The organism is Thermomonas sp. (assembly GCF_023953935.1).
Taxonomy (GTDB): Bacteria; Pseudomonadota; Gammaproteobacteria; order Xanthomonadales; family Xanthomonadaceae; genus Thermomonas.
Genome location: NZ_JAMLIW010000014.1, coordinates 1 through 19,695 on the forward strand (window position 1 = coordinate 1; position 19,695 = coordinate 19,695).

Here is a 19,695-nt window from a genome sequence, read left to right on the forward strand (position 1 = left end):
GGACAGCCGCAGGCTGCCCGAAGGGCGCGGGCCATGGATGGCCCGCGTCTATCCCCCGAAGTCTGACTTGCAAGATTCGCCCCCAGGCCGGGCGTTTTCGTGTCTGGCGGAGAGAAGCGGACGAGGTGTCCCCCGTCGGGGTTCGACTGATTCGCCGGACCGAATCAGGACAGCCGCAGGTTGCCCGCAGGGCGCGGGCCAGGGATGGCCCGCGTCTATCCCCCGGAGCGAATCGAAACTGCCCGAAATCACCCCACCGCCACTGGGCTTGCTTCGACTCGAATAGACTGATTATTACCTGTTGATGGAGCCCGCTGTGTCCATTCCAACCTACGACCAGTTCATCGATCCTCTTCTGCGATTGCTGGCAATACAGAAAGATCCCATTCGCGCCCGAGATGCTCACGAAGGCGTTGCAGAGTTGTTGGGCCTGACCGCGGAACAACGGCAGGAAACCGTGGCCGCCGGTCAGTCCACCTACCAGAACCGCTGCGGTTGGGCACATGACCGGCTCAAACGCTGCGGCTACTCGACCAGCCAGAAACGTGGTTACTGGCAGCTCACCCAAGCCGGGCTGAAGTACGCGAATTCCATGTCTTCGCCACTGCCGGCAAGTGAGGTCCGCCGCATCGCGACCACTTCACTCGACGTCCGACTCGGGCCGATCAAGGACGATGGCAACAACGCATCGGAGCCCACGGAAGCGCGCGCAGTCCAGAGTTCTTCGCCGCAAAGTCCCGACGAACAGCTGGACGATGCCATCCGCGAAATTCGTGCCTCGGTGATCGGCGATCTGCTGGATCTTCTGCTCTCCGCCTCACCAACCTTCTTTGAAGCCATCGTCCTCGATGTCCTCCACAACATGGGTTATGGCGCCAGCAAAGCATCGCTGCAGCGCGTGGGCGGCAGCAACGACGGCGGCATCGACGGCATCATCTCGCTGGACAAGCTCGGGTTGGAGAAGGTTTACATCCAAGCCAAACGCTGGCAGGGCAGTGTCGGCAGGCCGGAAATCCAGGCATTCTTCGGCGCCCTCCGGGGCCTGCGCGCGAACAAGGGCGTTGTCATCACCACCTCTTCATTCAGCACGCAAGCCGTCCAGTTCGCGGCTTCCGTCGAGGGTATCGTGCTGGTGGACGGGCAACGACTGGCAGCACTGATGATCGACCATGGCGTCGGCGTCAGCGTCCGCCAGATCCGCATCCCGAAGATCGACAGCGATTATTTCGATGAATAGACCGTCGATTCCGACACATCGGCGCGTCACTTGCCGCAAGGCACTGCCGCAAGACCGCGCAACCATGTAAACTTTCGCACTTGCAGAGCGCAGGGACCCTTTGTGGCCTCGCGCGCATGCCGGAGCAGCGTTTCTCGAGCAGCTTCACATCCATGGTGGCCCCGTCGGCCCCTCGCGACGCCAGGTCGAAAACCCCGCCAGGGCCGGAAGGCAGCAACGGTATCGACTGATGCGGGTGCCGAGGTCAGCCGGCGGGGCTACCGCCTTTTCAACAGCTGTTGCTGCCTTCCGCCCCTGGGCCGTTGCCGCGCTCGATCATCCTGATCTCGCTGGCAACCCGGCCCGGTGCAGCTCAGATTCCCTTTTCCCAAGCCTTCTCGTAGCCTTCCCGCAGCCGCGCGAAATCGGCGTCGACCGCGGCCACCGAGCGCCTGCCCCGCACTTTGCGCAGCGAGCGACGCAGGCGCAGCAGGTTGGCCTCGCGCCAGCCTGAGGCAATGATGCGCACCCGCGAGCGGTCAAAATCAATCATCCAGCCGTGCCAGCGTGCATCGAACAGCAGGTTGTGGGCGTTGAGGTCGGCGTGGTCCACGCCGGCGCGGTGGAAGCGGGCGACAAGCTGGCCAACGGCTTCCCACGGCACGTCTTCGCTGCCGGCCAGCTCGGCCAGCGAGCGCACGTCCGGGAGCCGCTGCATCAGGATCGCGGCGCGATACTGCAAGCCCTCGCGGCGATACCATGCGGCATACGCCATCGGGACCGGCAGTTTTTTCGCGCGCAGCTGGCGCAGCAGGCGGAATTCGGAAAAGCTGCGGGCGTACTGGATGCCGCGCCAGAGGTGCTTGTCGCGGTTGAACCGGGCGATCAGCCCGCCGCGCAGGTAGTGGCGCAGGAAAGCCTCGCCTTCACCAAGATCGAGAAACCACGCTCCCCCGCGCCCGCTCCCCGCCACCGGCTGTGCGGCCTCGCCCCAGTGGGCCGGATCGAACCAGGCCGGGTCGGGCTGGCGGACCTTCGAACGGTCGAAAAGCACCGCACCGTAGCCATGCGCGTCATGGAACGGCGTCAGATGCTCATTGGGGTCCAGATGGGCCATCCCTGCGAGTCTACCTTCCCCGCGGGCATTGCTCTATCCTTCATGGATGGTCAATGTGCTTTGCATCAAATGGGGCACCAAGTACGGGCCCGAATACGTCAACCGCCTGCGCTCGATGGTCAAGCGCAACCTGGCGCGCGAGCATCGCTTCGTCTGCCTGACCGACGACCGCCTCGGGATCGATCCTGACATCGAGGTGTTCGACATCCCGGCGATCGGCATCGCCGACTTCGACAACCATGTGCCGTGGGTGCGCGGGCACGGTTGGCTCAAGGTGACCAGCTTCGCCAGTCCGCTCCATGACCTCACCGGGCCGACACTGTTCATCGACCTGGACGTGGTGATCGTCGATTCGCTCGACCGCTTCTTCGAACCGCCCGGCGAATTCCTGGTCATTCGCGAATGGGACAAGCGCGACGGCACCGGCAACACCTCGGTGTATCGCTTCGAGGCCGGCGCCCAGTCGGGCCTGCTCGACGTCCTGCGGAACGATCAAGCCAAGGTCCTGCGCGAGGTGCGCAACGAGCAGGAATTCGTCACCGGCACCTTGGCCTCCGCAGGCAAGCTGCAATACTGGCCGGCCGAGTGGGTGCGCAGCTTCAAGCGGCACTGCATCCCCGCGCCACTGGGTTGGTTTGGCACCCCGAAAATCCCCAAAGGCGCCGCCGTGATCGCCTTCCACGGCCATCCGCACCCCGACGAAGCGCTGGCCGGTCGCAGCGGCAAGTGGTTCCGCAAGGTCCGCCCCACGCCCTGGATCGCCGATTACTGGCGTTGAACGACGCCCCGTCAGCGACTTCCGGGCTCACTTGTCGTCGGAACCGTGCCGTCTCTCCCGGGCTCACTTGTCGTTGGAAGAGGCTCAGCCTTGCCCGGCAACCGCCGTCCCCGTATCATTTGCGGCCCGCTTCCGGAGAGGTGGCAGAGCGGTTGAATGTACCTGACTCGAAATCAGGCGTAGGTTTATAGCCTACCGAGGGTTCGAATCCCTCCCTCTCCGCCAGATACGCAAAGCGCCCCGAAAGGGGCGTTTTGCGTATCTGGCGGAGAGGGACGAAGGCGTAGTCCCTCGCAGGGTTCGACTGATTCGCCTGGAGCGAATCAGGACAGCCGCAGGCTGCCCGCAGGGCGCGGGCCATGGATGGCCCGCGTCTATCCCGACCGCACCTTGTCACGCAAAGCGCCCCGAAAGGGGCGTTTTGCGTATCTGGCGGAGAGGGACGAAGGGCGTAGTCCCTCGCAGGGTTCGACTGATTCGCCAGGAGCGCATTGCCTGTATATCGGGACAGCCGCAGGCTGCCCGCAGGGCGCGGGCCATGGATGGCCCGCGTCTATCCCGACCGGGCTCGGCACTTTGCCGGGCGAAGGCCGTCCGCGGCAACCCACCCTGCTGGAAGTCATGCACAGCGGAACGCCATCACGGTTTGTGACGGAATTTTCGCGTGAATTCACGCGACGATGCGATCATCCCGGTTCGGCACAAAAGCAAGGATCGCGTCCGCGGTCCGGTTTCATTGCCCGATTACGTTGCCTGTATTTGATTCCCTTGAACTTGCCGACCGCATGATCGAATTCGGACACCTGACGCATGTCGGCCTTCGGCGCGAGCTGAACGAAGACACGTATTACGGGGACACCGAACTCGGCCTCTGGCTGGTGGCCGATGGCATGGGCGGCCACGCTTACGGCGAGGTGGCCAGCGCGTTGGCGCGTGAGGCCGTGGTGCGTACGGTGCGTGCCGGCAGCAGCCTGTCAGAGGCAATCCGGACTGCCGACGAGGACATCATCCGCTGTTCGAAGCGGCGCGGCGACAGCCTGCCCATGGGCACCACGATCGTGGCTGCGCGGATCGATGGCAACCGCTTCGAGGTGGCCTGGGTCGGCGACAGCCGGGTGTACCTGTGGCGCGACGGTGCGCTGACCCAGCTGTCCCAGGACCACAGCTACGTGCAGGAATTGATCGCGACGGGCGCCATCAGCCCGGCCCAGGCGCGCAGCCACCCGCACCGCAACGTCGTCACCCAGGCGCTGGGAGTCACGACGCCCGACCAGCTCAACGTCGAAACCCTGAGCGGCGAGCTGCGTCCCGGCATGCAACTGCTGCTGTGCAGCGACGGGCTGACCGAAGAGGTGGACGACGGCCAGATTGCGCAGGTGCTCGCGCACGTCGACTGCAGCGCGCAGGAATGCGTCGATGGCCTGATTGCCGCGGCGCTGGATGGCGGCGGCTCGGACAACATCACCGCGATTCTGGTACGGAGCCATTGACGCCGGCGCGGCCCGACCTCAGGCTCAATCGCCCGCGTCCACCCCAGCCCCGGCCCGGGCCTCGGATTCCTGCCACAGACAGCGGCCGGATTTCTTCGCCAGCAGCGCAAGTCGCCGGGCGTGCGCGGCGGCGTCTTCCGGCGTCACCCGCACCCGCGGGCGCCGGGCGGCATCGGCAGCCGACATCCCGATGGTCGCGGCCTCGGTGGCCGTCGTCGCGGAGCCCGACGCATCGGCGAACGTGATTTCGCCCTGTCCCGAGGTCAGCGCGATGTAGACATCCGCCAGAATCTGGGCATCGAGCAATGCGCCGTGCAGCTGGCGCTGCGAGTTGTCCACGCCCAGGCGTTTGCACAACGCGTCCAGCGAGTTGCGCTGGCCCGGATAGCGTTCGCGCGCCAGCAGCAGGGTGTCTTCCACCGTACAGCGGTCCAGCACCTTCCCGCGACCCTCCAGGCGCGCCAGCTCGGCGTCGAGGAAACCGAGGTCGAAGGCCGCGTTGTGGATGATGAGTTCGGCGCCCTCGATGAACGCGAGAAACTCATCGGCCACTTCGGCAAAACCGGGTTTGTCGGCGAGGAACTCGCGGCTCAGGCCCGTCACTTCCTGTGCGCCCGGCTCGAAATCGCGATCCGGGTTGAGATAGCGCTGGAAGGTGCGCCCGGTCGGCCGTCGCTCCAGCAGCTCCACGCAGCCGATTTCCACCACCCGGTTGCCCGACTTCCATTCCAGCCCGGTGGTTTCCGTATCCAGTACGACCTGTCGCATCAGCCTGCCTGCTCCTTGAATTGTTCGGCCTGCGCGCGGGCCAGCTGGTCCACCCGTTCGTTGTCGGGATCGCCGGAATGACCCTTGACCCAGCGCCAGTCCACCGCATGCCGGGCAGCGGCCTGGGCCAGCCGCTCCCACAGGTCGCGGTTCTTGACCGCGCTGCCACCGGAGGTTTTCCAGCCGCGCCGCACCCAGCCCGGCATCCACTCGGTAATGCCTTGGCGCACGTATTGCGAGTCGGTGGTCAAAATCACCGCACAGGGGCCACGCAGGGTCTCGAGCGCGACGATCGTAGCCATCAGCTCCATGCGATTGTTGGTGGTCTGCGCATCACCGCCGGAAAGTTCACGTTCGTGGCCCTGCCAGCGCAGCAGCGCCGCCCAGCCGCCCGGCCCCGGATTGCCCAGACAGGCGCCGTCGGTGTGGATGCTCACCTGCTTGCGTGCAGCCATCATGCCGGAGTGCCTGCCTGCAGGCCGATCGCGCGCGGTTTGCGAATCGGCATCAACGGCAGGGTGCGTTTTTCGCAGCGCAGCAGGAACGCCGGACGCAGGCCGACGCCGGGGCGCGGATGCGGATCAGAGCCCGCACGCCAGCCCGGGCCGAGGCCTTGCGAGACCGGCTCGGGCAGCAGGCCCACGGCACGCAGCCGATGCCGCCATGCCACCGGCTCGCGGCCGCGCAGGCCATGGCCACTCCATCGCCATCGGTAAGGGGCCAGCGGATTGAGCGCCAGCAGCCACAGCCAGCCGCCGGGGATCAGCACCCGCGCGCATTCTTCGAGCAGGGCTTCTGGCGCATCCGTCATCTCCTGCGCATGCTGGATGATGACGACGGCGAAGCACTCGCTGGCCAGTGGCAGCGATGGCCCGCAGCGCAGATCGCCGGCAAACCCCTGCGCTGGCTCCGGCTGCAACCGCAACGAGGGCATCTGCGCCTCCACTTCCCCGGCAACGGCTGCCGCCGGCCCCAGCCACAGGCTTCGCTGGCGCGGGAACTGCTGGATCGCCGCACGCACGCAGGCCGCTTCGCTGGCGAGCAGCGCCATCCCGCTGGCGCCAGCGAACCAGGCGGCCGCTGCGGCGGTATCGATCGGGCGGTGGAATGCAGGCAGCATGCGTGGATTTTGCGGGAAAGCCGCGCGAACGTCACCGTGCTTCACTGCAATGGCTCATCCGGCCGCCGGCAATGCGATGATGGTCACCCGGAACGGAGAACCCGCGACATCGATGGACTTGCACGCTGTTCCCGCCTTCACCGACAACTACATCTGGCTGCTGCGCGATCGCGGCGGCCGCGCGCTGGTGGTCGATCCCGGCGAGGCTGCGCCCGTGCTGGCCGAACTCGGGCCAATGCCGCCGCACGCAATCCTGTTGACCCATCACCACGATGACCATATCGGCGGCGTCCCCGAACTGCTGGAGCGCTGGCCGGACACGCCGGTGTTCGCACCCGAGGACGCACGCATCCCGCGGGCCACCCGGCGCGTCGCTGACGGTGATTCCATTCAGGTCGGCCCGTGGCGCTTCACCGCGCTGGCGGTTCCCGGCCACACCCGCAGCCACATCGCCTGGCATGGCGAGGGCCTGCTGTTCTGCGGCGATACCCTGTTCAGCCTCGGCTGCGGGCGGATGTTCGAAGGCACGCCGGAGCAGATGCACGCTTCGCTGCAGCGGCTGGCGCACCTGCCCGATGCCCCGCTGGTGTGCTGCGCGCACGAATACACGCTGGCCAACGCGGCATTCGCGCTGACGGTCGATCCGGACAATCCCGCACTGCGCGCGCGCATCGGCCAGGCCTGTTCAGCCCACGACGCCGGCCAGCCGACTCTGCCCACCACCCTGCGCAGCGAGCGCGCCTGCAACCCGTTCCTGCGCTGTGACGATCCGGCCGTCCGCGCCGCCGCCGCGCGCCGCGCCGGCCGGACGCCGGTTGATGCCACCGATACCTTCGCCATCCTGCGCGGCTGGAAGGACGTTTTCCGCGCCTGAGCCCTGACGCGGCGGATGCCCCTGCACTTCACGCCATCGACCGCAGGCGTCAAACTTGCAACGTCCAGATGCTGCCGTGTCGCACCGTCTGCCCACCGCCACCCATCCAACACGAGGAGAGACCATGGGATTCCTGCAAGGCAAGCGTGCGCTGGTGACAGGCATCGCCAGCCAGCGTTCGATCGCCACCGGCATTGCCGACGCCTTCCACCGCGAGGGCGCGCAGCTGGCGCTGACCTACCAGAATGAAAAACTGAAGTCGCGGGTGGAGGCTGCCGCGGCCGAATACGGCAGCGATATCGTGCTGCCGCTGGACGTGGCCGACGATGCCCAGATCGATGCCTGCTTCAGCGAACTGGGCAAGCACTGGACGGACGGCTTCGACATCCTCGTGCACTGCATCGCCTTCGCGCCGCGCGAGGCGATCGAAGGCGACTTCCTCGACGGCATCAGCCGCGAGGCCTACCACATCGCCCACGACATCAGCGCCTACTCGCTGGCGGCAATCGGCAAGGCCGCGCGGCCGCTGATGAAGGGCCGCAACGGCAGCATCCTCACTCTGACCTACCTCGGCGCCGAGCGCGCGCTGGCCAACTACAACACGATGGGCGTGGCCAAGGCCTCGCTGGAAGCCACGGTGCGCTACATGGCGATGGCCCTGGGCCCGGAAGGCACCCGCGTGAATGCCATTTCGGCCGGCCCGATCCGCACCCTGGCGGCCAGCGGCGTGGCGAACTTCCGCAAGATGCTCAGCCAGTTCGAAGCAGTGGCGCCGCTGCGCCGGGTGGTCACCATCGAGGACGTGGGCAATACCGCCGCCTTCCTGTGCTCGGATCTGGCCGCCGGCATCACCGGCGAGGTGACCTATGTCGATGCCGGGTACAACATCATGGGCATGAGCGGGATCGACTGACCGAAACGCTTTCGCGACGCGCAATGAAAACGCCCGGGCTGCCCGGGCGTTTTCGTTTCCACACCTGCCGCCGATCGGGTTTACAAGCGGTCTTCCGCCACCTTGATCTGATAGCGCGCCCGCAGCGCCCGGATGAACGCCTCGCGCGCGCGCTCGCCGTTGGCCATCGTCATCTGCTCACGCAGGGTGTTGCGGTCTTGCGCGGTCACTTGCGCAAGGTTGCCATCGTGGACCGCGCGGATGGCGTACACCATGTAGGCGCCCCCCACCAGCGCCTTGCCCAGACGCGGGCGATCGTTCTCCGGCCGCGGCTGGTTGAACAGCACGTCCGCCGCCTGCTGGGACGGTATCGGCATGCCGCGCTGCATGCCATCCAGCCCGCCCATCGCCAGCTTGGCCGCGTTGGCGGCATCCGCCAGGCCCTTGCTCTCGGCCTCCTTGAGCAGCGCGTCGGCGGCGGCGGCGGCGGCCTTCCGCTGGCGATCCGCGCGGATCGCCGCGATCACGGCATCACGCACCTGCGCCAGCGGCAGCGCACGCTCCGGTTCGTGGTCGAAGACCCGGATCAGGACCGTCTTGTCCGGCCCGATCTCGATCGGGTCGCTGGCGGTGCCGTCCTGGATCAGGGTGTCGGAGAACGCGGCGCGCAGGACCTTCTGGTCACCGGCGATCCCCGGCCCACCCGCGCGGGTGAATGCCGGCGTGGTCTGCACGGTCAGGCCCATTGCCTTGGCCGCCGGCTCCAGCGAGGTCGGCGATTTCAGCACTTCGTCCACCAGCTTGCCGATCAGGTCGTTGAACTCGCGCTCCTGCGACCCCTGCGCAAGCTCGCGTTCGAGATCGGCGCGCACCTCCTCGAACGGGCGCTGGACCGCCGGGCGTACTTCACTGACCTTGATGATGTGCCAGCCGAATTCGCTTTTCACCGGCGCACTGATCTGGCCCGCCGGCAGGGCGAAGGCGGCGGTGCCGAACGCGGGCACCATGTCTTCCTTGCGGATCCAGCCGAGGTCGCCGCCCTTGTTCTTGGAGCCGGCATCGTCGGAGTTGGCGCGTGCCAGCGCCGCGAAATCGGCGCCCGGCGCGCGCGCTTCGGCCGCCAGCCGCCTGGCCTTGGCCTCGGCCGCCTTCTTCTCGGACTCGCTGGCATTGGCGGCCACCTGCACGAGGATGTGCGACACCTCTCGTTGCTCGGGGGTGGAGTACTTGGCGATCTGCTGCTGGTACAGCTGGCGCAGCGCGGCGTCATCGCTGGCGGGCTTGGGCAGGGTGCTGCCATCGACCACGACGTATTCCAGACGCACCGATTCGGGCTTGCGGAACTCGCTGCGGTGGGCGTCGTACCACGCGGTGATCTGCGCATCGGTCACCGGCGCGGTGTCCGCCGGCGGCAGCGGCAACATCACCCAGTTGACGTCGCGGGTCTCGGACAGCAGGCGCGCCAAACGGTCGATTTCGGCCGCGGTGACGAAAGCCGAATCGGCAATGCCGGCCGGGATCAGGTCATTCTTCAGGCCTTCGCGGATCTTGTCCTGGAACGCGGTCGGCGTCAGCGGCGGATTCTGCGAAGCCAGAATCAGCTGGTAGCGGTCCGCGTTGAACACGCCGTCCACCTGGAAATCCGGCATGGCCTGAATCGCCTTGCGCACCTCTTCGTCACTGATCGCGAGGTCGTCCTGTTCGGCGGCGAACTGCAGGACCTGATCATCGATCAGGCCATCGAGGATGCGCCGCTTGTTGTCCTTCGACTCGAACTGCTTGGGGTCGAAGTTGTCGCCCTGACGCTGGCGCATGTTCTCGCGTACCAGGTCCACCCGCTGGCGGAAGGCGTCGGCCTCGATGTCGGCGCTGGTCCACAGATAGGTGATCGGCCACACGTTCGGTGCCGAAGGCCACCAGGTCGGCGGCTGCGCGATCCGCGCCACGTAGGTTTCCACGCTCTGCTGCATGTACGACTCCATGCCGAAGAAGGCGAATGGAACCGTCACGATCGTGAGAATGATGCCGGCGATCCAGCCGGTGGTCTTGTCGCGAAGAGCTTGCAGCATGGCGGGCCAGCGTTCGGGTCGAGCCGCCTAGTTTAGCGCGCTGCGCCGCCAGAATCTTCCGCTGCGGATCGCGGGCAAAGAAAAGCCCCGCATTGCGGCGGGGCTCGGCTTTGCAACTGGCGGAGTGGACGGGACTCGAACCCGCGACCTCCGGCGTGACAGGCCAGCATTCTAACCGACTGAACTACCACTCCGCAGAGACCGACAAGTTTATCGGACGCTTCCGCCGCATGCAACATCCACCCCTGCGCATCCATCCCTGCGCGGACACGCAGGCCCGTGAATGCAGCCTGGTGGGCACTGAGGGGATCGAACCCCCGACCCGCTCCGTGTAAAGGAGCCGCTCTACCGCTGAGCTAAGTGCCCGCAGGCGGGATTATCGCAGCGCAAGGCCGCAAGCGAAACCTTCGGCATCACCTCCGGCATCCGCTCGCCACAACGAAAAAGCCCGGCGCAGGGCCGGGCTTTGACGATGACACGGAAGGCGTGAGGTCAGTTGACCGCGTCCTTGAGCGCCTTGCCGGCCTTGAACGCCGGGTTCTTCGAGGCCTTGATCTTGATGGTGTCGCCGGTGCGCGGATTGCGGCCGGTGCGGGCACCGCGCTTGCGGACCGAGAAGGTGCCGAAGCCCACCAAGGTGACCGTATCGCCCTTCTTCAGGGCCTTGGTGATCGCGTGGATCATCCCGTCGACGGCACGGCCGGCATCGGCCTTGGAGAGTTCCGCGGCATCGGCCACGGCTTCGATGAAATCGGCTTTGTTCATTGGATTGATGGCTCCGTTGGAGGAAGTACGACCGGAATGCATTGGCCGGGCCCGATGACGCTCCCCTGTCACAGGCCCGGGTTCACCGCAGCACCCTGCAAGCGCACTGCGGTCATCGACCTTATACCAGCGCCAATGCCGGCGCGCAACACGAAAGCAAGCATTGGCGCGGGTTTCAGCGGGAAGTGCTTGAAATTGCGCGCAGTCAATGCTTGATCGCGGGGCGCGACCCGGCCTTGCCGCGGGCGCGTCCCTTCGTCGCCGGCAGCTTCGCCGGCGTCCCGTTGCCGGCGCGGGCGACGATCGGGCGCTCGAGGGCCAGGTCCAGCACCTCGTCGATCCACTTCACCGGCACGATCTCCAGCTTCTCGCGCACGGTCGCGGGAATGTCGGCAAGATCCTTGCGATTCTCCTCCGGAATCAGCACCGTCCTGATGCCGCCGCGCAGCGCGGCCAGCAGCTTTTCCTTCAGCCCGCCAATCGCACTGACCTTGCCGCGCAGCGTGATCTCGCCGGTCATCGCCACATCGTGCCGCACCGGGATCTTCGTCAACATCGACACCAGCGAGGTGGCCATCGCAATGCCCGCGCTGGGCCCGTCCTTCGGCGTGGCGCCGTCCGGCACGTGGATGTGGAGATCGTGCTTCTGCAGGAAATCCAGTTCGATGCCGAGCTGCTCGGTGCGCGCGCGCACCACCGACAGCGCCGCCGAAGCCGACTCCTTCATCACGTCACCCAGCTGCCCGGTCAGGATCACGGCGCCCTTGCCCGGCACCAGCGTGGATTCGATCTGCAGCAGGTCGCCGCCGACCTCGGTCCACGCCAATCCGGTCACCAGACCGATCTCGTTCTCGGCTTCGGCGCGACCGAAATCGAAGCGCTGCACGCCGAGGTACTTGTCGAGGTTCTTCGCACTGACCACAACCGGCTTGGCCTTGCGAGCCTTGCCCTTCGCTGGCTTTGGCTGCGGCCCCTTGAGCGCGATTTCCTTGACCACCTTGCGCGCGATCCGGGCGATCTCGCGTTCAAGATTGCGCACGCCGGATTCACGCGTGTAGTAGCGGATGATGTCAACGATGGCCGATTCGGCGATCTCCAGCTCACCCTCGCGCAGGCCGTTGGCCTTGAGCTGTTTTGGCACAAGATAGCGGGTGGCGATGTTGAGCTTTTCTTCCTCGGTATAGCCGGGAATGCGGATCACTTCCATGCGATCGAGCAGCGGGCCGGGAATGTTCAGCGAGTTGGAGGTGGCGATGAACATCACTTCGGACAGGTCGAGGTCGACTTCGAGGTAATGGTCGTTGAAGGCGTGGTTCTGCTCGGGATCGAGCACCTCCAGCAGCGCCGAGGAAGGATCGCCGCGGAAGTCCATCGACATCTTGTCGATCTCGTCGAGCATGAACAGCGGGTTCTTCGTCCCCGCCTTGTTGAGGTTCTGCACGATCCGGCCCGGCATCGAGCCGACGTAGGTGCGGCGGTGGCCGCGGATCTCGGCCTCGTCGCGCACGCCGCCCAGCGCCATGCGCACGAACTTGCGGTTGGTGACCCGCGCGATGCTTTGGCCGAGCGAGGTCTTGCCGACGCCGGGCGGGCCGACCAGGCACAGGATCGGTCCCTTCATCCGTGATACCCGCGACTGCACCGCGAGGTATTCGAGGATGCGTTCCTTGACCTTTTCCAGCCCGTAGTGATCGGCATCGAGCGTGGTCTGCGCGGCCTTGAGGTCCTTGCGGATCTTGCTGCGCTTCTTCCACGGCACGCCCAGCAGCCAGTCGAGGTAATTGCGCACCACGCCGGCTTCCGCCGACATCGGCGACATCTGCTTGAGCTTGGCGAGTTCGGCCTTGGCCTTGGTTTCGACCACCTTCGGCATGCCGGCCGCGGCGATCCGCTTGGCCAGCTGGTCGAGGTCGTTGGGCACGTCGTCGAGCTCGCCCAGCTCCTTCTGGATCGCCTTCATCTGCTCGTTGAGGTAGTACTCGCGCTGGCCGCGCTCCATCTGCGACTTGACCCGGCCGCGGATGCGCTTTTCCATCTGCTGCACGTCGAGTTCGCCATCGACCAGACCCACCAGCAGTTCCAGCCGGTCGCCGGCGTCCAGGGTTTCCAGCAACTTCTGCTTGTCGATCAGGCGCACGCCCAGATGCGCGGCCACGGTGTCGGCCAGCTTGCCGGCATCTTCGATCCCCGCCAGCGTCTGCAGCAGTTCCGGCGGCAGCTTGCGGTTGGACTTGACGTAGGTTTCGAATTGGCCCAGCAGGGTGCGGCCGATCGCCTCGATCTCGCGCGGCTCGCGGTTCAACAGCGGGGCGATCACGGTCGCATTCGCCAGCAGCGCACCGCTCTCGGCGTGCATGGAAGCGACCCTGGCGCGTTCCAGTCCTTCCACCAGCACCTTGATGGTGCCGTCGGGCAGCTTGAGCAATTGCAGCACCTGCGCCACCGTGCCCACGGCATGCAGATCCGCCGCCGCCGGGTCGTCGGTTTCGGCGGATTTCTGGGCCACCAGCAGGATGCGCTTGTCGCCTTCCACGGCCATGTCGAGCGCGCGGATCGACTTCTCGCGGCCCACGAACAGCGGGATCACCATGTGCGGGAACACCACGACGTCGCGCAGCGGCAGGACCGGAAGCACGACGGACTCGGCGGTGGGCGTGTTGGCCATGAACTCTCCAAGGGCAGCGAAACGACGTGCGTCGTCCTGCCAGCGTTATGGGGTTGCCGGGCGCAGGTTGCAAGCGCGCACCGCGACGCGCGCGGAATCGCCCGTGAATTCAATCATTTGCAATTCGCGCCGAAAAGACCTTCCGGCGCCTCGACCCGGGCCGGACCGGCTCAGTCGGCCGACGCCGCCTTCGCGGGTGCCGGCGGGTTCTGGTAGATCAGGTAGGGATCGGACTTGTGCTCGATCACCGACTCATCGACCACCACCTTGCTGACGTTCTCCAGCGAGGGCAGCTCGAACATGGTGTCGAGCAGTGTGGATTCGACGATCGTGCGCAGGCCGCGCGCGCCGGTCTTGCGCTTGAGTGCTTTCTTGGCGATTGCCGCCAGCGCATCCGGGCGGATTTCCAGCTCCACGCCTTCCATCTCGAACAGCTTCTTGAACTGCTTGGTGATGGCGTTCTTGGGCTCGGTGAGGATCTTGACCAGCGCGGACTCGTCGAGCTCTTCCAGAGTGGCGACCACCGGCAGGCGGCCGACGAATTCGGGGATCAGGCCGTACTTGATCAGGTCTTCCGGCTCGACCTGCGCCAGCACCTGGCCGATGTCGGCCTTGCGCTCGCTGCTCTTGACCTTGGCGCCGAAGCCGATCCCGCCGGCTTCGGTGCTGCGCTGCTGGATCACCTTGTCCAGCCCGGCAAACGCGCCGCCGACGATGAACAGGATGTTGCGGGTGTCGACCTGCAGGAACTCCTGCTGCGGGTGCTTGCGCCCGCCCTGCGGCGGCACGCTGGCCAGGGTGCCTTCGATCAGCTTCAGCAGCGCCTGCTGCACGCCTTCGCCGGAGACGTCGCGGGTGATCGACGGGTTCTCGCTCTTGCGCGAGATCTTGTCGATTTCGTCGATGTAGACGATGCCGTGCTGGGCCTTGTCGACATCGTAATCGCACTTCTGCAGCAGCTTCTGGATGATGTTTTCCACGTCCTCGCCGACGTAGCCGGCTTCGGTCAGCGTGGTGGCATCGGCCATGGTGAAGGGCACGTTGAGCATGCGCGCCAGCGTTTCCGCCAGCAGCGTCTTGCCCGAACCGGTCGGCCCGATCAGCAGGATGTTGGACTTGGCCAGTTCGACATCGTCGGACTTCTGCCGGCTTTCAATGCGCTTGTAGTGGTTGTAGACCGCCACCGCCAGCGTGCGCTTGGCGCGCTGCTGGCCGATCACGTACTGATCGAGCACATCGAGGATTTCACGCGGCTTGGGCAGCGAACTGCGGGTGGACTGGGTCTTGTCCTCGAGCTCCTCGCGGATGATGTCGTTGCACAGGTCCACACATTCATCGCAGATGAACACGCTGGGGCCGGCAATCAGCTTGCGTACCTCGTGCTGGCTCTTTCCGCAGAAAGAGCAGTACAGGATCTTGCCGCTGTCACCGCTGTTGCGTCCCGATCGATCTTCGCTCATTCGCCACTCGCTCGCATTCGGTACCGAGCCGGCCCGAGAATACTACACGGCCACGCCGACGGCACCACCTGTCGCCGCGCCGCCACCCATCCGCTCCCGCCGGCGTCAGTTGGCCTGGATCGACTCATCCGGCCGCCGGTTGAGGACTTCGTCCACCAGCCCGTAGTCGCGCGCCGCCTGCGCGCTCTTGAAATTGTCGCGGTCGGTGTCCCGCGCGATGGTCTCGATCGGCTGGCCGGTGTGGCGGGCCAGGATCTCGTTCAGGCGCTCGCGCATCGAGAGGATTTCACGTGCCTGGATGTCGATGTCGGTGGCCTGTCCCTGGGCACCGCCCAGCGGCTGGTGGATCATCACCCGCGAATTGGGCAGCGCGTAGCGCTTGCCGGGCGCGCCGGCCGCCAGCAGCACCGCGCCCATCGAGGCTGCCTGGCCGACGCAGATGGTGCTCACGTCGGGGCGGATGTACTGCATGGTGTCGTAGATCGCCATGCCCGCCGTCACGATCCCGCCCGGCGAGTTGATGTACAGGCTGATGTCCTTTTCCGGGTTTTCCGCTTCCAGAAACAGCATCTGGGCGACGATCACGTTGGCCACGTGGTCATCGATCCCGCCCACCAGGAAGATCACCCGCTCCTTCAGCAGGCGCGAGTAGATGTCGTAGGCGCGCTCGCCCCGGCTGGTCTGTTCGACCACCATCGGCACCAGGTTCAGGGCTTTGATCGGATCCATGGGCATTGCTCGGTCAATTCGTGCGGACGGGTTGCGCGTTCAAATCGATCACTGGATGGAGCTGCGCGGCGGCTGGAAAGTTCCCGCCGCCAAGGCGATCACCCCTCCAGCGCCTGCTGGAAGCTGAGCGCGACCTCGGTGTGCCTGGCGCGCTCGGCGATCCAGTCGATCACCTGCTCTTCCATCACCCGATTCTGCAGGTTCTGCATCATCCGCGGGTCGTTGCGATACAGCGCGAACACCTGCTCGGGCTGCTCGTAGGTCGAGGCGATCAGGCGCAGCATCTCTTCCAACCGCTCGCGTTCGAGCTGCAGGTTGTTGCGACGGGCGATTTCACCGACCAGCAGACCGACCAGCACGCGCTTGCGGGCGGCGTCCTGGAACGCTTCCGGGGTCGCGGTGACGGTCTGTCCACGGCGACGCGCATCTTCGGCGGCATTGGCCTGCAGATTGCGCGCTTCGGTCTCGACCAGACGCGGCGGCAGTTCGACGTCCTTGTAAGTGGCCACCAGCTGGTCACCGACCGCGGTGCGCAGGCGCGCCATCAGCGCACCCTTGAGCTCGCGTTCGAGATTGCTGCGGATCTCGCTGCGGAACTGCTCCTCCTCGCCGCTCTTGATGCCGAAGCTGCGGATGAACGCGGCGTTGACCTCGGGCAGCACCTGCTCGGAGATGTCCACCAGGTGGAACGTCGAGGTGACGGTCTTGCCTGCGAACTGCGGAATGTGCCAGTCCACCGGCAAGGTGACATCGATTGTCTTCTCTTCCCCCGGGCGCATCCCGACGATGGCCGCTTCGACTTCGGTGTAGATGGCCGCCGAGCCCAGCACGGTGCTGGTCTTTTCCATGCCTTCGACCGGCGTGCGCATGCCATCGACGGTGCTGGAAATTTCCAGGTTGGCCAGATCGCCCGGCTTGGCTTCACGCTCCACCCTGACCCAGGTCGCACGCTGCACGCGCAGGTTTTCCAGCATCCGGTCGATGTCGGCGTCGGTCACTTCGGCGGTGTTGCGGACGACCTCGAGTTTCTCCATGTCGAGTTCGCCGAAATCCGGCACCAGCTCGACCGAAGCCACGTACTTGATCTCACCCTCGGCGGCGCTGTCGTCGAGGGTCACCTGCGGCAGGCCGGCCACCTTCAGCTCATTCTCGCGGACCGCCTTGTCCAGGCCCTCGCGCACCAGCCCGTCGACGATCTCGGCGCGGACCTGGCCGCCGTAGCGCTGTTCAACCACCTTGGACGGCACCTTGCCGGGGCGGAACCCCTTGATGCGCACGGTACGCGCGATTTCGCGCAGGCGGCTGCCAACCTCGGCATCGATGTCGCCTGCGGGCAGGCTGAAAATGACGCGGCGCTCGAGGGAGCCGTTGGACTCGACCGAAACTTGCATGATGCGATGACTCCTGGATGAATTCTCGGGATGGATTCTCGGGAATCCACGGTGACGGGATGGGTTGCAGCGGATCGGGCGCGCCCGTGGCGGGGCAGCCGGCGATCGGCGGTGCGGAACGTGCAAGTTTCGCTTATTTCGCCCCCTCCTGTCACGCATTCGCCCGCACTTGCGTTGACAGGCGGCGGGGGCACGGCCGACAATGCCCGACCCTTCGCCGCCCGGACGCAACCCGGATCGTTGCGTGCAGCGGCGGGGCGGTGCCGCCGGCGGGGTATAGCGCAGTCTGGTAGCGCGCCTGCTTTGGGAGCAGGATGTCGGGGGTTCGAATCCCTCTACCCCGACCATTCCGGCATCGCATCGCAAGGGTCCGGACTGTGCGCCCGTAGCTCAACCGGATAGAGCACCGGCCTTCTAAGCCGGGGGTTGCAGGTTCGATTCCTGCCGGGCGCGCCATCACGGCGCCGTCAGGTTCAGGAGGGACGTGTAAGCTTTTGCAAATATGGTGGCTGTAGCTCAGTTGGTCGAACGGCGCCTTCCGGCGCCGTGAGGGCGAGGCAAGGATGCCGAGCGGCTGGCGCTCCATGGATGGACGTGTAAGTTTTTGCAAATATGGTGGCTGTAGCTCAGTTGGTCGAACGGCGCCTTCCGGCGCCGTGAGGGCGAGGCAGGGATGCCGAGCGGCGAAGGCTCCATGGATGGACGTGTCGAATATTGCAAACAATGGTGGCTGTAGCTCAGTTGGTTAGAGTCCTGGATTGTGATTCCAGATGTCGTGGGTTCGAGTCCCATCAGCCACCCCATCTTCCCGCTGCCGCGGACTGCGCATTTGCAGGACTGCGGAGGCTTGCTACAATCCGCATCCTTTCGGGGCCGTTAGCTCAGTTGGTAGAGCAGCTGACTCTTAATCAGTAGGTCCAAGGTTCGAATCCTTGACGGCCCACCACTCCCCGAAGCGCCCGGCCAAAGCCGGGCGTTTTCTTTTCGACCAGACCAACATCCGGATTCGAACCTCCGGTTCGCCCGCTGCGCGGGCCCGGCCCGCCGCGATGCAGCGCGACGGGCGTTCGCGGGCTCGCCGCTGCGCGGCTCGAAAGCCCCGCTCACCCTTGACGGCCCACCACTCCCCGAAGCGCCCGGCCCAACGCCGGGCGTTTTCTTTTCGACCAGACCAACATCCGGATTCGAACCTCCGGTTCGCCCGCTGCGCGGGCCCGGCCGCGCAATGCCCGCAATCGCCGCAAGCGGGCGGGTTCACGACGGCAAACCGCTACAATTCCCGCCACGCGAAAGTGGCGGAATTGGCAGACGCCCTGGATTTAGGTTCCAGTGCCGCAAGGCGTGCGGGTTCGAGTCCCGCCTTTCGCACCACGCCCGCGTTCAGCGCCGCGTTCAGCGGGGCTTCGCCCAAGCGCGCGCAGGCAGGGTATGCTCCCCTGCAGGCGGTCTTCCCGCACCCCAACCCGAGTACGACGAACACATCATGGCCATCATGCGCAGCGGCAACCCCGCACTTTCCGACAAGACTTTCCTCGATCTTGGCAGCGGCACCGTGGTCCGCAGCGACAGCGGGGCAATGACCCTCAACGGCACCGTCAACAAGACCGCGCTGCTGCTGGTGATCACCCTCGCCGGCGCCCTGTTCAGCTGGTCGCAGTTCTCGGCGGCGATGGCCGCCGGCAACCCCGGCGCGATCATGCCCTACGTCTGGGGCGGCGCGATCGGCGGCTTCATCGTCGCCTTGATCACCGTGTTCAAGAAAACCTGGTCGCCGGTGACCGCGCCGCTGTACGCGGGCCTTGAAGGCCTGTTCCTCGGCGCGATCTCGGCGATGTTCGAGCTGCGCTACCCCGGCATCGTGACCCAGGCGGTGCTGGCCACCTTCGGCACCCTCGCCGCGCTGCTGATGGCCTACCGCAGCGGCCTGATCAAGGCGACCGAGAACTTCAAGCTCGGCGTGGTCGCCGCCACCGGCGGCATTGCGCTGATGTATCTGGCCCAGATCGGCATGAACCTGTTCGGCTTCCACGGCATGAGCTTCATCAACGGCAGCAGCGCGCTGGGGATCGGCTTCAGCGTGGTCGTGGTGATCGTGGCGGCGCTGAATCTGGTGCTGGACTTCGACTTCATCGAACAGGGCGTCGAGCGCGGCGCGCCGAAGTTCATGGAGTGGTACGCCGCCTTCGGCCTGCTGGTGACCCTGGTGTGGCTGTACCTGGAAATGCTGCGGCTGCTGTCGAAGCTGCAATCGCGCAACTGACGATCACCCATCGCAGGAATGCAGAAGGGCGCCACGGGGCGCCCTTTTTGCTTGTCGGATGACTAGACGGCGGCGGCGGATGCCCTTCGGCGCGAAATCAA

Annotated in this window: 16 protein-coding genes, 8 tRNA genes and 1 other RNA gene; 13 read left to right on the forward strand and 12 right to left on the reverse strand. The window is 65.9% G+C overall.

What is annotated here, in order from left to right; genetic code table 11:
* Nucleotides 1–316: 316 nt before the first annotated feature.
* The gene (locus tag M9902_RS11800) at nucleotides 317–1,237 is read left to right on the forward strand and encodes a restriction endonuclease (protein ID WP_297223241.1); all 921 of its coding nucleotides are present in this window, start codon (nucleotides 317–319) and stop codon (nucleotides 1,235–1,237) included.
* 161 nt (nucleotides 1,238–1,398) lie between these two features.
* An RNA gene (gene ffs, locus M9902_RS11805) (signal recognition particle sRNA small type) lies at nucleotides 1,399–1,495 on the forward strand.
* Nucleotides 1,496–1,589: 94 nt separating this feature from the next.
* Here ffs and M9902_RS11810 read toward each other — a convergent pair.
* Entirely contained in the window at nucleotides 1,590–2,333 is a 744-nt protein-coding gene (locus tag M9902_RS11810; protein ID WP_297171700.1) for a 3-deoxy-D-manno-octulosonic acid kinase, read from the reverse strand.
* A 46-nt stretch (nucleotides 2,334–2,379) separates the two neighbouring features.
* On the opposite strand from M9902_RS11810, the gene M9902_RS11815 reads away from it, so the two are divergent.
* The 3 genes from M9902_RS11815 (at nucleotide 2,380) to M9902_RS11825 (ending at nucleotide 4,601) form a co-directional block, all read left to right on the forward strand.
* Nucleotides 2,380–3,111, forward strand: a complete 732-nt coding sequence (locus M9902_RS11815; protein WP_297171698.1) for a hypothetical protein — start codon at nucleotides 2,380–2,382, stop codon at nucleotides 3,109–3,111.
* Nucleotides 3,112–3,245: 134 nt separating this feature from the next.
* Nucleotides 3,246–3,336 (forward strand) — tRNA-Ser (locus M9902_RS11820).
* A 560-nt stretch (nucleotides 3,337–3,896) separates the two neighbouring features.
* Complete coding sequence (locus M9902_RS11825) at nucleotides 3,897–4,601, forward strand: PP2C family serine/threonine-protein phosphatase (RefSeq protein ID WP_297171696.1); 705 nt, start codon at nucleotides 3,897–3,899, stop codon at nucleotides 4,599–4,601.
* Nucleotides 4,602–4,625: 24 nt separating this feature from the next.
* Here M9902_RS11825 and dnaQ read toward each other — a convergent pair whose 3' ends face one another.
* Genes dnaQ through M9902_RS11840 form a run of 3 tightly spaced genes read right to left on the reverse strand, consistent with a single transcriptional unit; the run spans nucleotide 4,626 to nucleotide 6,489 of the window.
* Nucleotides 4,626–5,369: a DNA polymerase III subunit epsilon gene (dnaQ, locus tag M9902_RS11830; RefSeq protein WP_297223242.1), complete on the reverse strand. Its 744-nt coding sequence runs from the start codon at nucleotides 5,367–5,369 to the stop codon at nucleotides 4,626–4,628.
* Nucleotides 5,369–5,824 (reverse strand): ribonuclease HI, encoded by a 456-nt coding sequence (gene rnhA / locus M9902_RS11835; RefSeq protein ID WP_297171693.1) that lies wholly within the window; start codon nucleotides 5,822–5,824, stop codon nucleotides 5,369–5,371. Before rnhA ends, dnaQ begins: the two co-directional genes overlap by 1 nt.
* Complete coding sequence (locus tag M9902_RS11840) at nucleotides 5,824–6,489, reverse strand: methyltransferase domain-containing protein (protein ID WP_297223245.1); 666 nt, start codon at nucleotides 6,487–6,489, stop codon at nucleotides 5,824–5,826. The genes rnhA and M9902_RS11840 overlap by 1 nt, the downstream gene beginning before the upstream one ends.
* A 112-nt stretch (nucleotides 6,490–6,601) precedes the next feature.
* On the opposite strand from M9902_RS11840, the gene gloB reads away from it, so the two are divergent.
* Together gloB and M9902_RS11850 are read left to right on the forward strand one after the other, a co-directional pair.
* Nucleotides 6,602–7,363, forward strand: coding sequence for a hydroxyacylglutathione hydrolase (gene gloB, locus M9902_RS11845; protein WP_297223247.1), 762 nt, complete (start codon nucleotides 6,602–6,604; stop codon nucleotides 7,361–7,363).
* 124 nt (nucleotides 7,364–7,487) lie between these two features.
* Nucleotides 7,488–8,276 carry an enoyl-ACP reductase gene (locus M9902_RS11850; protein ID WP_297223249.1) on the forward strand — a complete coding sequence of 263 codons (789 nt, stop codon included), beginning with the start codon at nucleotides 7,488–7,490 and terminating at the stop codon, nucleotides 8,274–8,276.
* 80 nt (nucleotides 8,277–8,356) lie between these two features.
* On the opposite strand, the gene M9902_RS11855 is transcribed toward M9902_RS11850, so the two are convergent.
* The 8 genes from M9902_RS11855 to tig form a co-directional block, all read right to left on the reverse strand.
* On the reverse strand, nucleotides 8,357–10,324 hold the full coding sequence (locus M9902_RS11855) for a peptidyl-prolyl cis-trans isomerase (protein ID WP_297223251.1): 1,968 nt from the start codon (nucleotides 10,322–10,324) through the stop codon (nucleotides 8,357–8,359).
* Between the two features lie 117 nt (nucleotides 10,325–10,441).
* Nucleotides 10,442–10,518: transfer RNA gene (locus M9902_RS11860), tRNA-Asp, on the reverse strand.
* 97 nt (nucleotides 10,519–10,615) lie between these two features.
* A tRNA-Val gene (locus tag M9902_RS11865) sits at nucleotides 10,616–10,690 on the reverse strand.
* 126 nt (nucleotides 10,691–10,816) lie between these two features.
* Nucleotides 10,817–11,089, reverse strand: coding sequence for an HU family DNA-binding protein (locus M9902_RS11870; RefSeq protein WP_297171682.1), 273 nt, complete (start codon nucleotides 11,087–11,089; stop codon nucleotides 10,817–10,819).
* A gap of 205 nt (nucleotides 11,090–11,294) precedes the next feature.
* The gene (gene lon / locus M9902_RS11875; protein ID WP_297223253.1) at nucleotides 11,295–13,754 is read right to left on the reverse strand and encodes an endopeptidase La; all 2,460 of its coding nucleotides are present in this window, start codon (nucleotides 13,752–13,754) and stop codon (nucleotides 11,295–11,297) included.
* Nucleotides 13,755–13,924: 170 nt separating this feature from the next.
* Nucleotides 13,925–15,214, reverse strand: coding sequence for an ATP-dependent Clp protease ATP-binding subunit ClpX (gene clpX / locus M9902_RS11880; protein WP_297223255.1), 1,290 nt, complete (start codon nucleotides 15,212–15,214; stop codon nucleotides 13,925–13,927).
* A 105-nt stretch (nucleotides 15,215–15,319) separates the two neighbouring features.
* Nucleotides 15,320–15,943 (reverse strand): ATP-dependent Clp endopeptidase proteolytic subunit ClpP, encoded by a 624-nt coding sequence (gene clpP / locus M9902_RS11885; RefSeq protein ID WP_291230802.1) that lies wholly within the window; start codon nucleotides 15,941–15,943, stop codon nucleotides 15,320–15,322.
* Nucleotides 15,944–16,041: 98 nt separating this feature from the next.
* Nucleotides 16,042–17,334 (reverse strand): trigger factor, encoded by a 1,293-nt coding sequence (gene tig / locus M9902_RS11890; protein WP_291230810.1) that lies wholly within the window; start codon nucleotides 17,332–17,334, stop codon nucleotides 16,042–16,044.
* A gap of 270 nt (nucleotides 17,335–17,604) precedes the next feature.
* On the opposite strand from tig, the gene M9902_RS11895 reads away from it, so the two are divergent.
* The 6 genes from M9902_RS11895 (at nucleotide 17,605) to M9902_RS11920 (ending at nucleotide 19,594) form a co-directional block, all read left to right on the forward strand.
* Nucleotides 17,605–17,681 (forward strand) — tRNA-Pro (locus M9902_RS11895).
* 32 nt (nucleotides 17,682–17,713) lie between these two features.
* Nucleotides 17,714–17,790, forward strand: a tRNA-Arg gene (locus M9902_RS11900).
* Nucleotides 17,791–18,060: 270 nt separating this feature from the next.
* Nucleotides 18,061–18,137, forward strand: a tRNA-His gene (locus M9902_RS11905).
* Between the two features lie 67 nt (nucleotides 18,138–18,204).
* Nucleotides 18,205–18,280 (forward strand) — tRNA-Lys (locus M9902_RS11910).
* Nucleotides 18,281–18,620: 340 nt separating this feature from the next.
* A tRNA-Leu gene (locus M9902_RS11915) sits at nucleotides 18,621–18,705 on the forward strand.
* Nucleotides 18,706–18,826: 121 nt separating this feature from the next.
* Entirely contained in the window at nucleotides 18,827–19,594 is a 768-nt protein-coding gene (locus M9902_RS11920; protein WP_291230811.1) for a Bax inhibitor-1/YccA family protein, read from the forward strand.
* Nucleotides 19,595–19,695 lie beyond the last annotated feature (101 nt).

What these genes read in the sequence shown, in the direction of transcription:
- lon (WP_297223253.1), bottom strand. Translation starts at nt 13,754, where the DNA reads ATGGCCAACACGCCCACCGCCGAGTCCGTCGTGCTTCCGGTCCTGCCG.
- tig (WP_291230810.1), bottom strand. Translation starts at nt 17,334, where the DNA reads ATGCAAGTTTCGGTCGAGTCCAACGGCTCCCTCGAGCGCCGCGTCATT.
- clpP (WP_291230802.1), bottom strand. Translation starts at nt 15,943, where the DNA reads ATGGATCCGATCAAAGCCCTGAACCTGGTGCCGATGGTGGTCGAACAG.
- M9902_RS11840 (WP_297223245.1), bottom strand. Translation starts at nt 6,489, where the DNA reads ATGCTGCCTGCATTCCACCGCCCGATCGATACCGCCGCAGCGGCCGCC.
- M9902_RS11920 (WP_291230811.1), top strand. Translation starts at nt 18,827, where the DNA reads ATGCGCAGCGGCAACCCCGCACTTTCCGACAAGACTTTCCTCGATCTT.
- M9902_RS11855 (WP_297223251.1), bottom strand. Translation starts at nt 10,324, where the DNA reads ATGCTGCAAGCTCTTCGCGACAAGACCACCGGCTGGATCGCCGGCATC.
- M9902_RS11825 (WP_297171696.1), top strand. Translation starts at nt 3,897, where the DNA reads ATGATCGAATTCGGACACCTGACGCATGTCGGCCTTCGGCGCGAGCTG.
- M9902_RS11810 (WP_297171700.1), bottom strand. Translation starts at nt 2,333, where the DNA reads ATGGCCCATCTGGACCCCAATGAGCATCTGACGCCGTTCCATGACGCG.
- rnhA (WP_297171693.1), bottom strand. Translation starts at nt 5,824, where the DNA reads ATGGCTGCACGCAAGCAGGTGAGCATCCACACCGACGGCGCCTGTCTG.
- M9902_RS11815 (WP_297171698.1), top strand. Translation starts at nt 2,380, where the DNA reads ATGGTCAATGTGCTTTGCATCAAATGGGGCACCAAGTACGGGCCCGAA.
- dnaQ (WP_297223242.1), bottom strand. Translation starts at nt 5,369, where the DNA reads ATGCGACAGGTCGTACTGGATACGGAAACCACCGGGCTGGAATGGAAG.
- M9902_RS11870 (WP_297171682.1), bottom strand. Translation starts at nt 11,089, where the DNA reads ATGAACAAAGCCGATTTCATCGAAGCCGTGGCCGATGCCGCGGAACTC.
- gloB (WP_297223247.1), top strand. Translation starts at nt 6,602, where the DNA reads ATGGACTTGCACGCTGTTCCCGCCTTCACCGACAACTACATCTGGCTG.
- clpX (WP_297223255.1), bottom strand. Translation starts at nt 15,214, where the DNA reads ATGAGCGAAGATCGATCGGGACGCAACAGCGGTGACAGCGGCAAGATC.
- M9902_RS11850 (WP_297223249.1), top strand. Translation starts at nt 7,488, where the DNA reads ATGGGATTCCTGCAAGGCAAGCGTGCGCTGGTGACAGGCATCGCCAGC.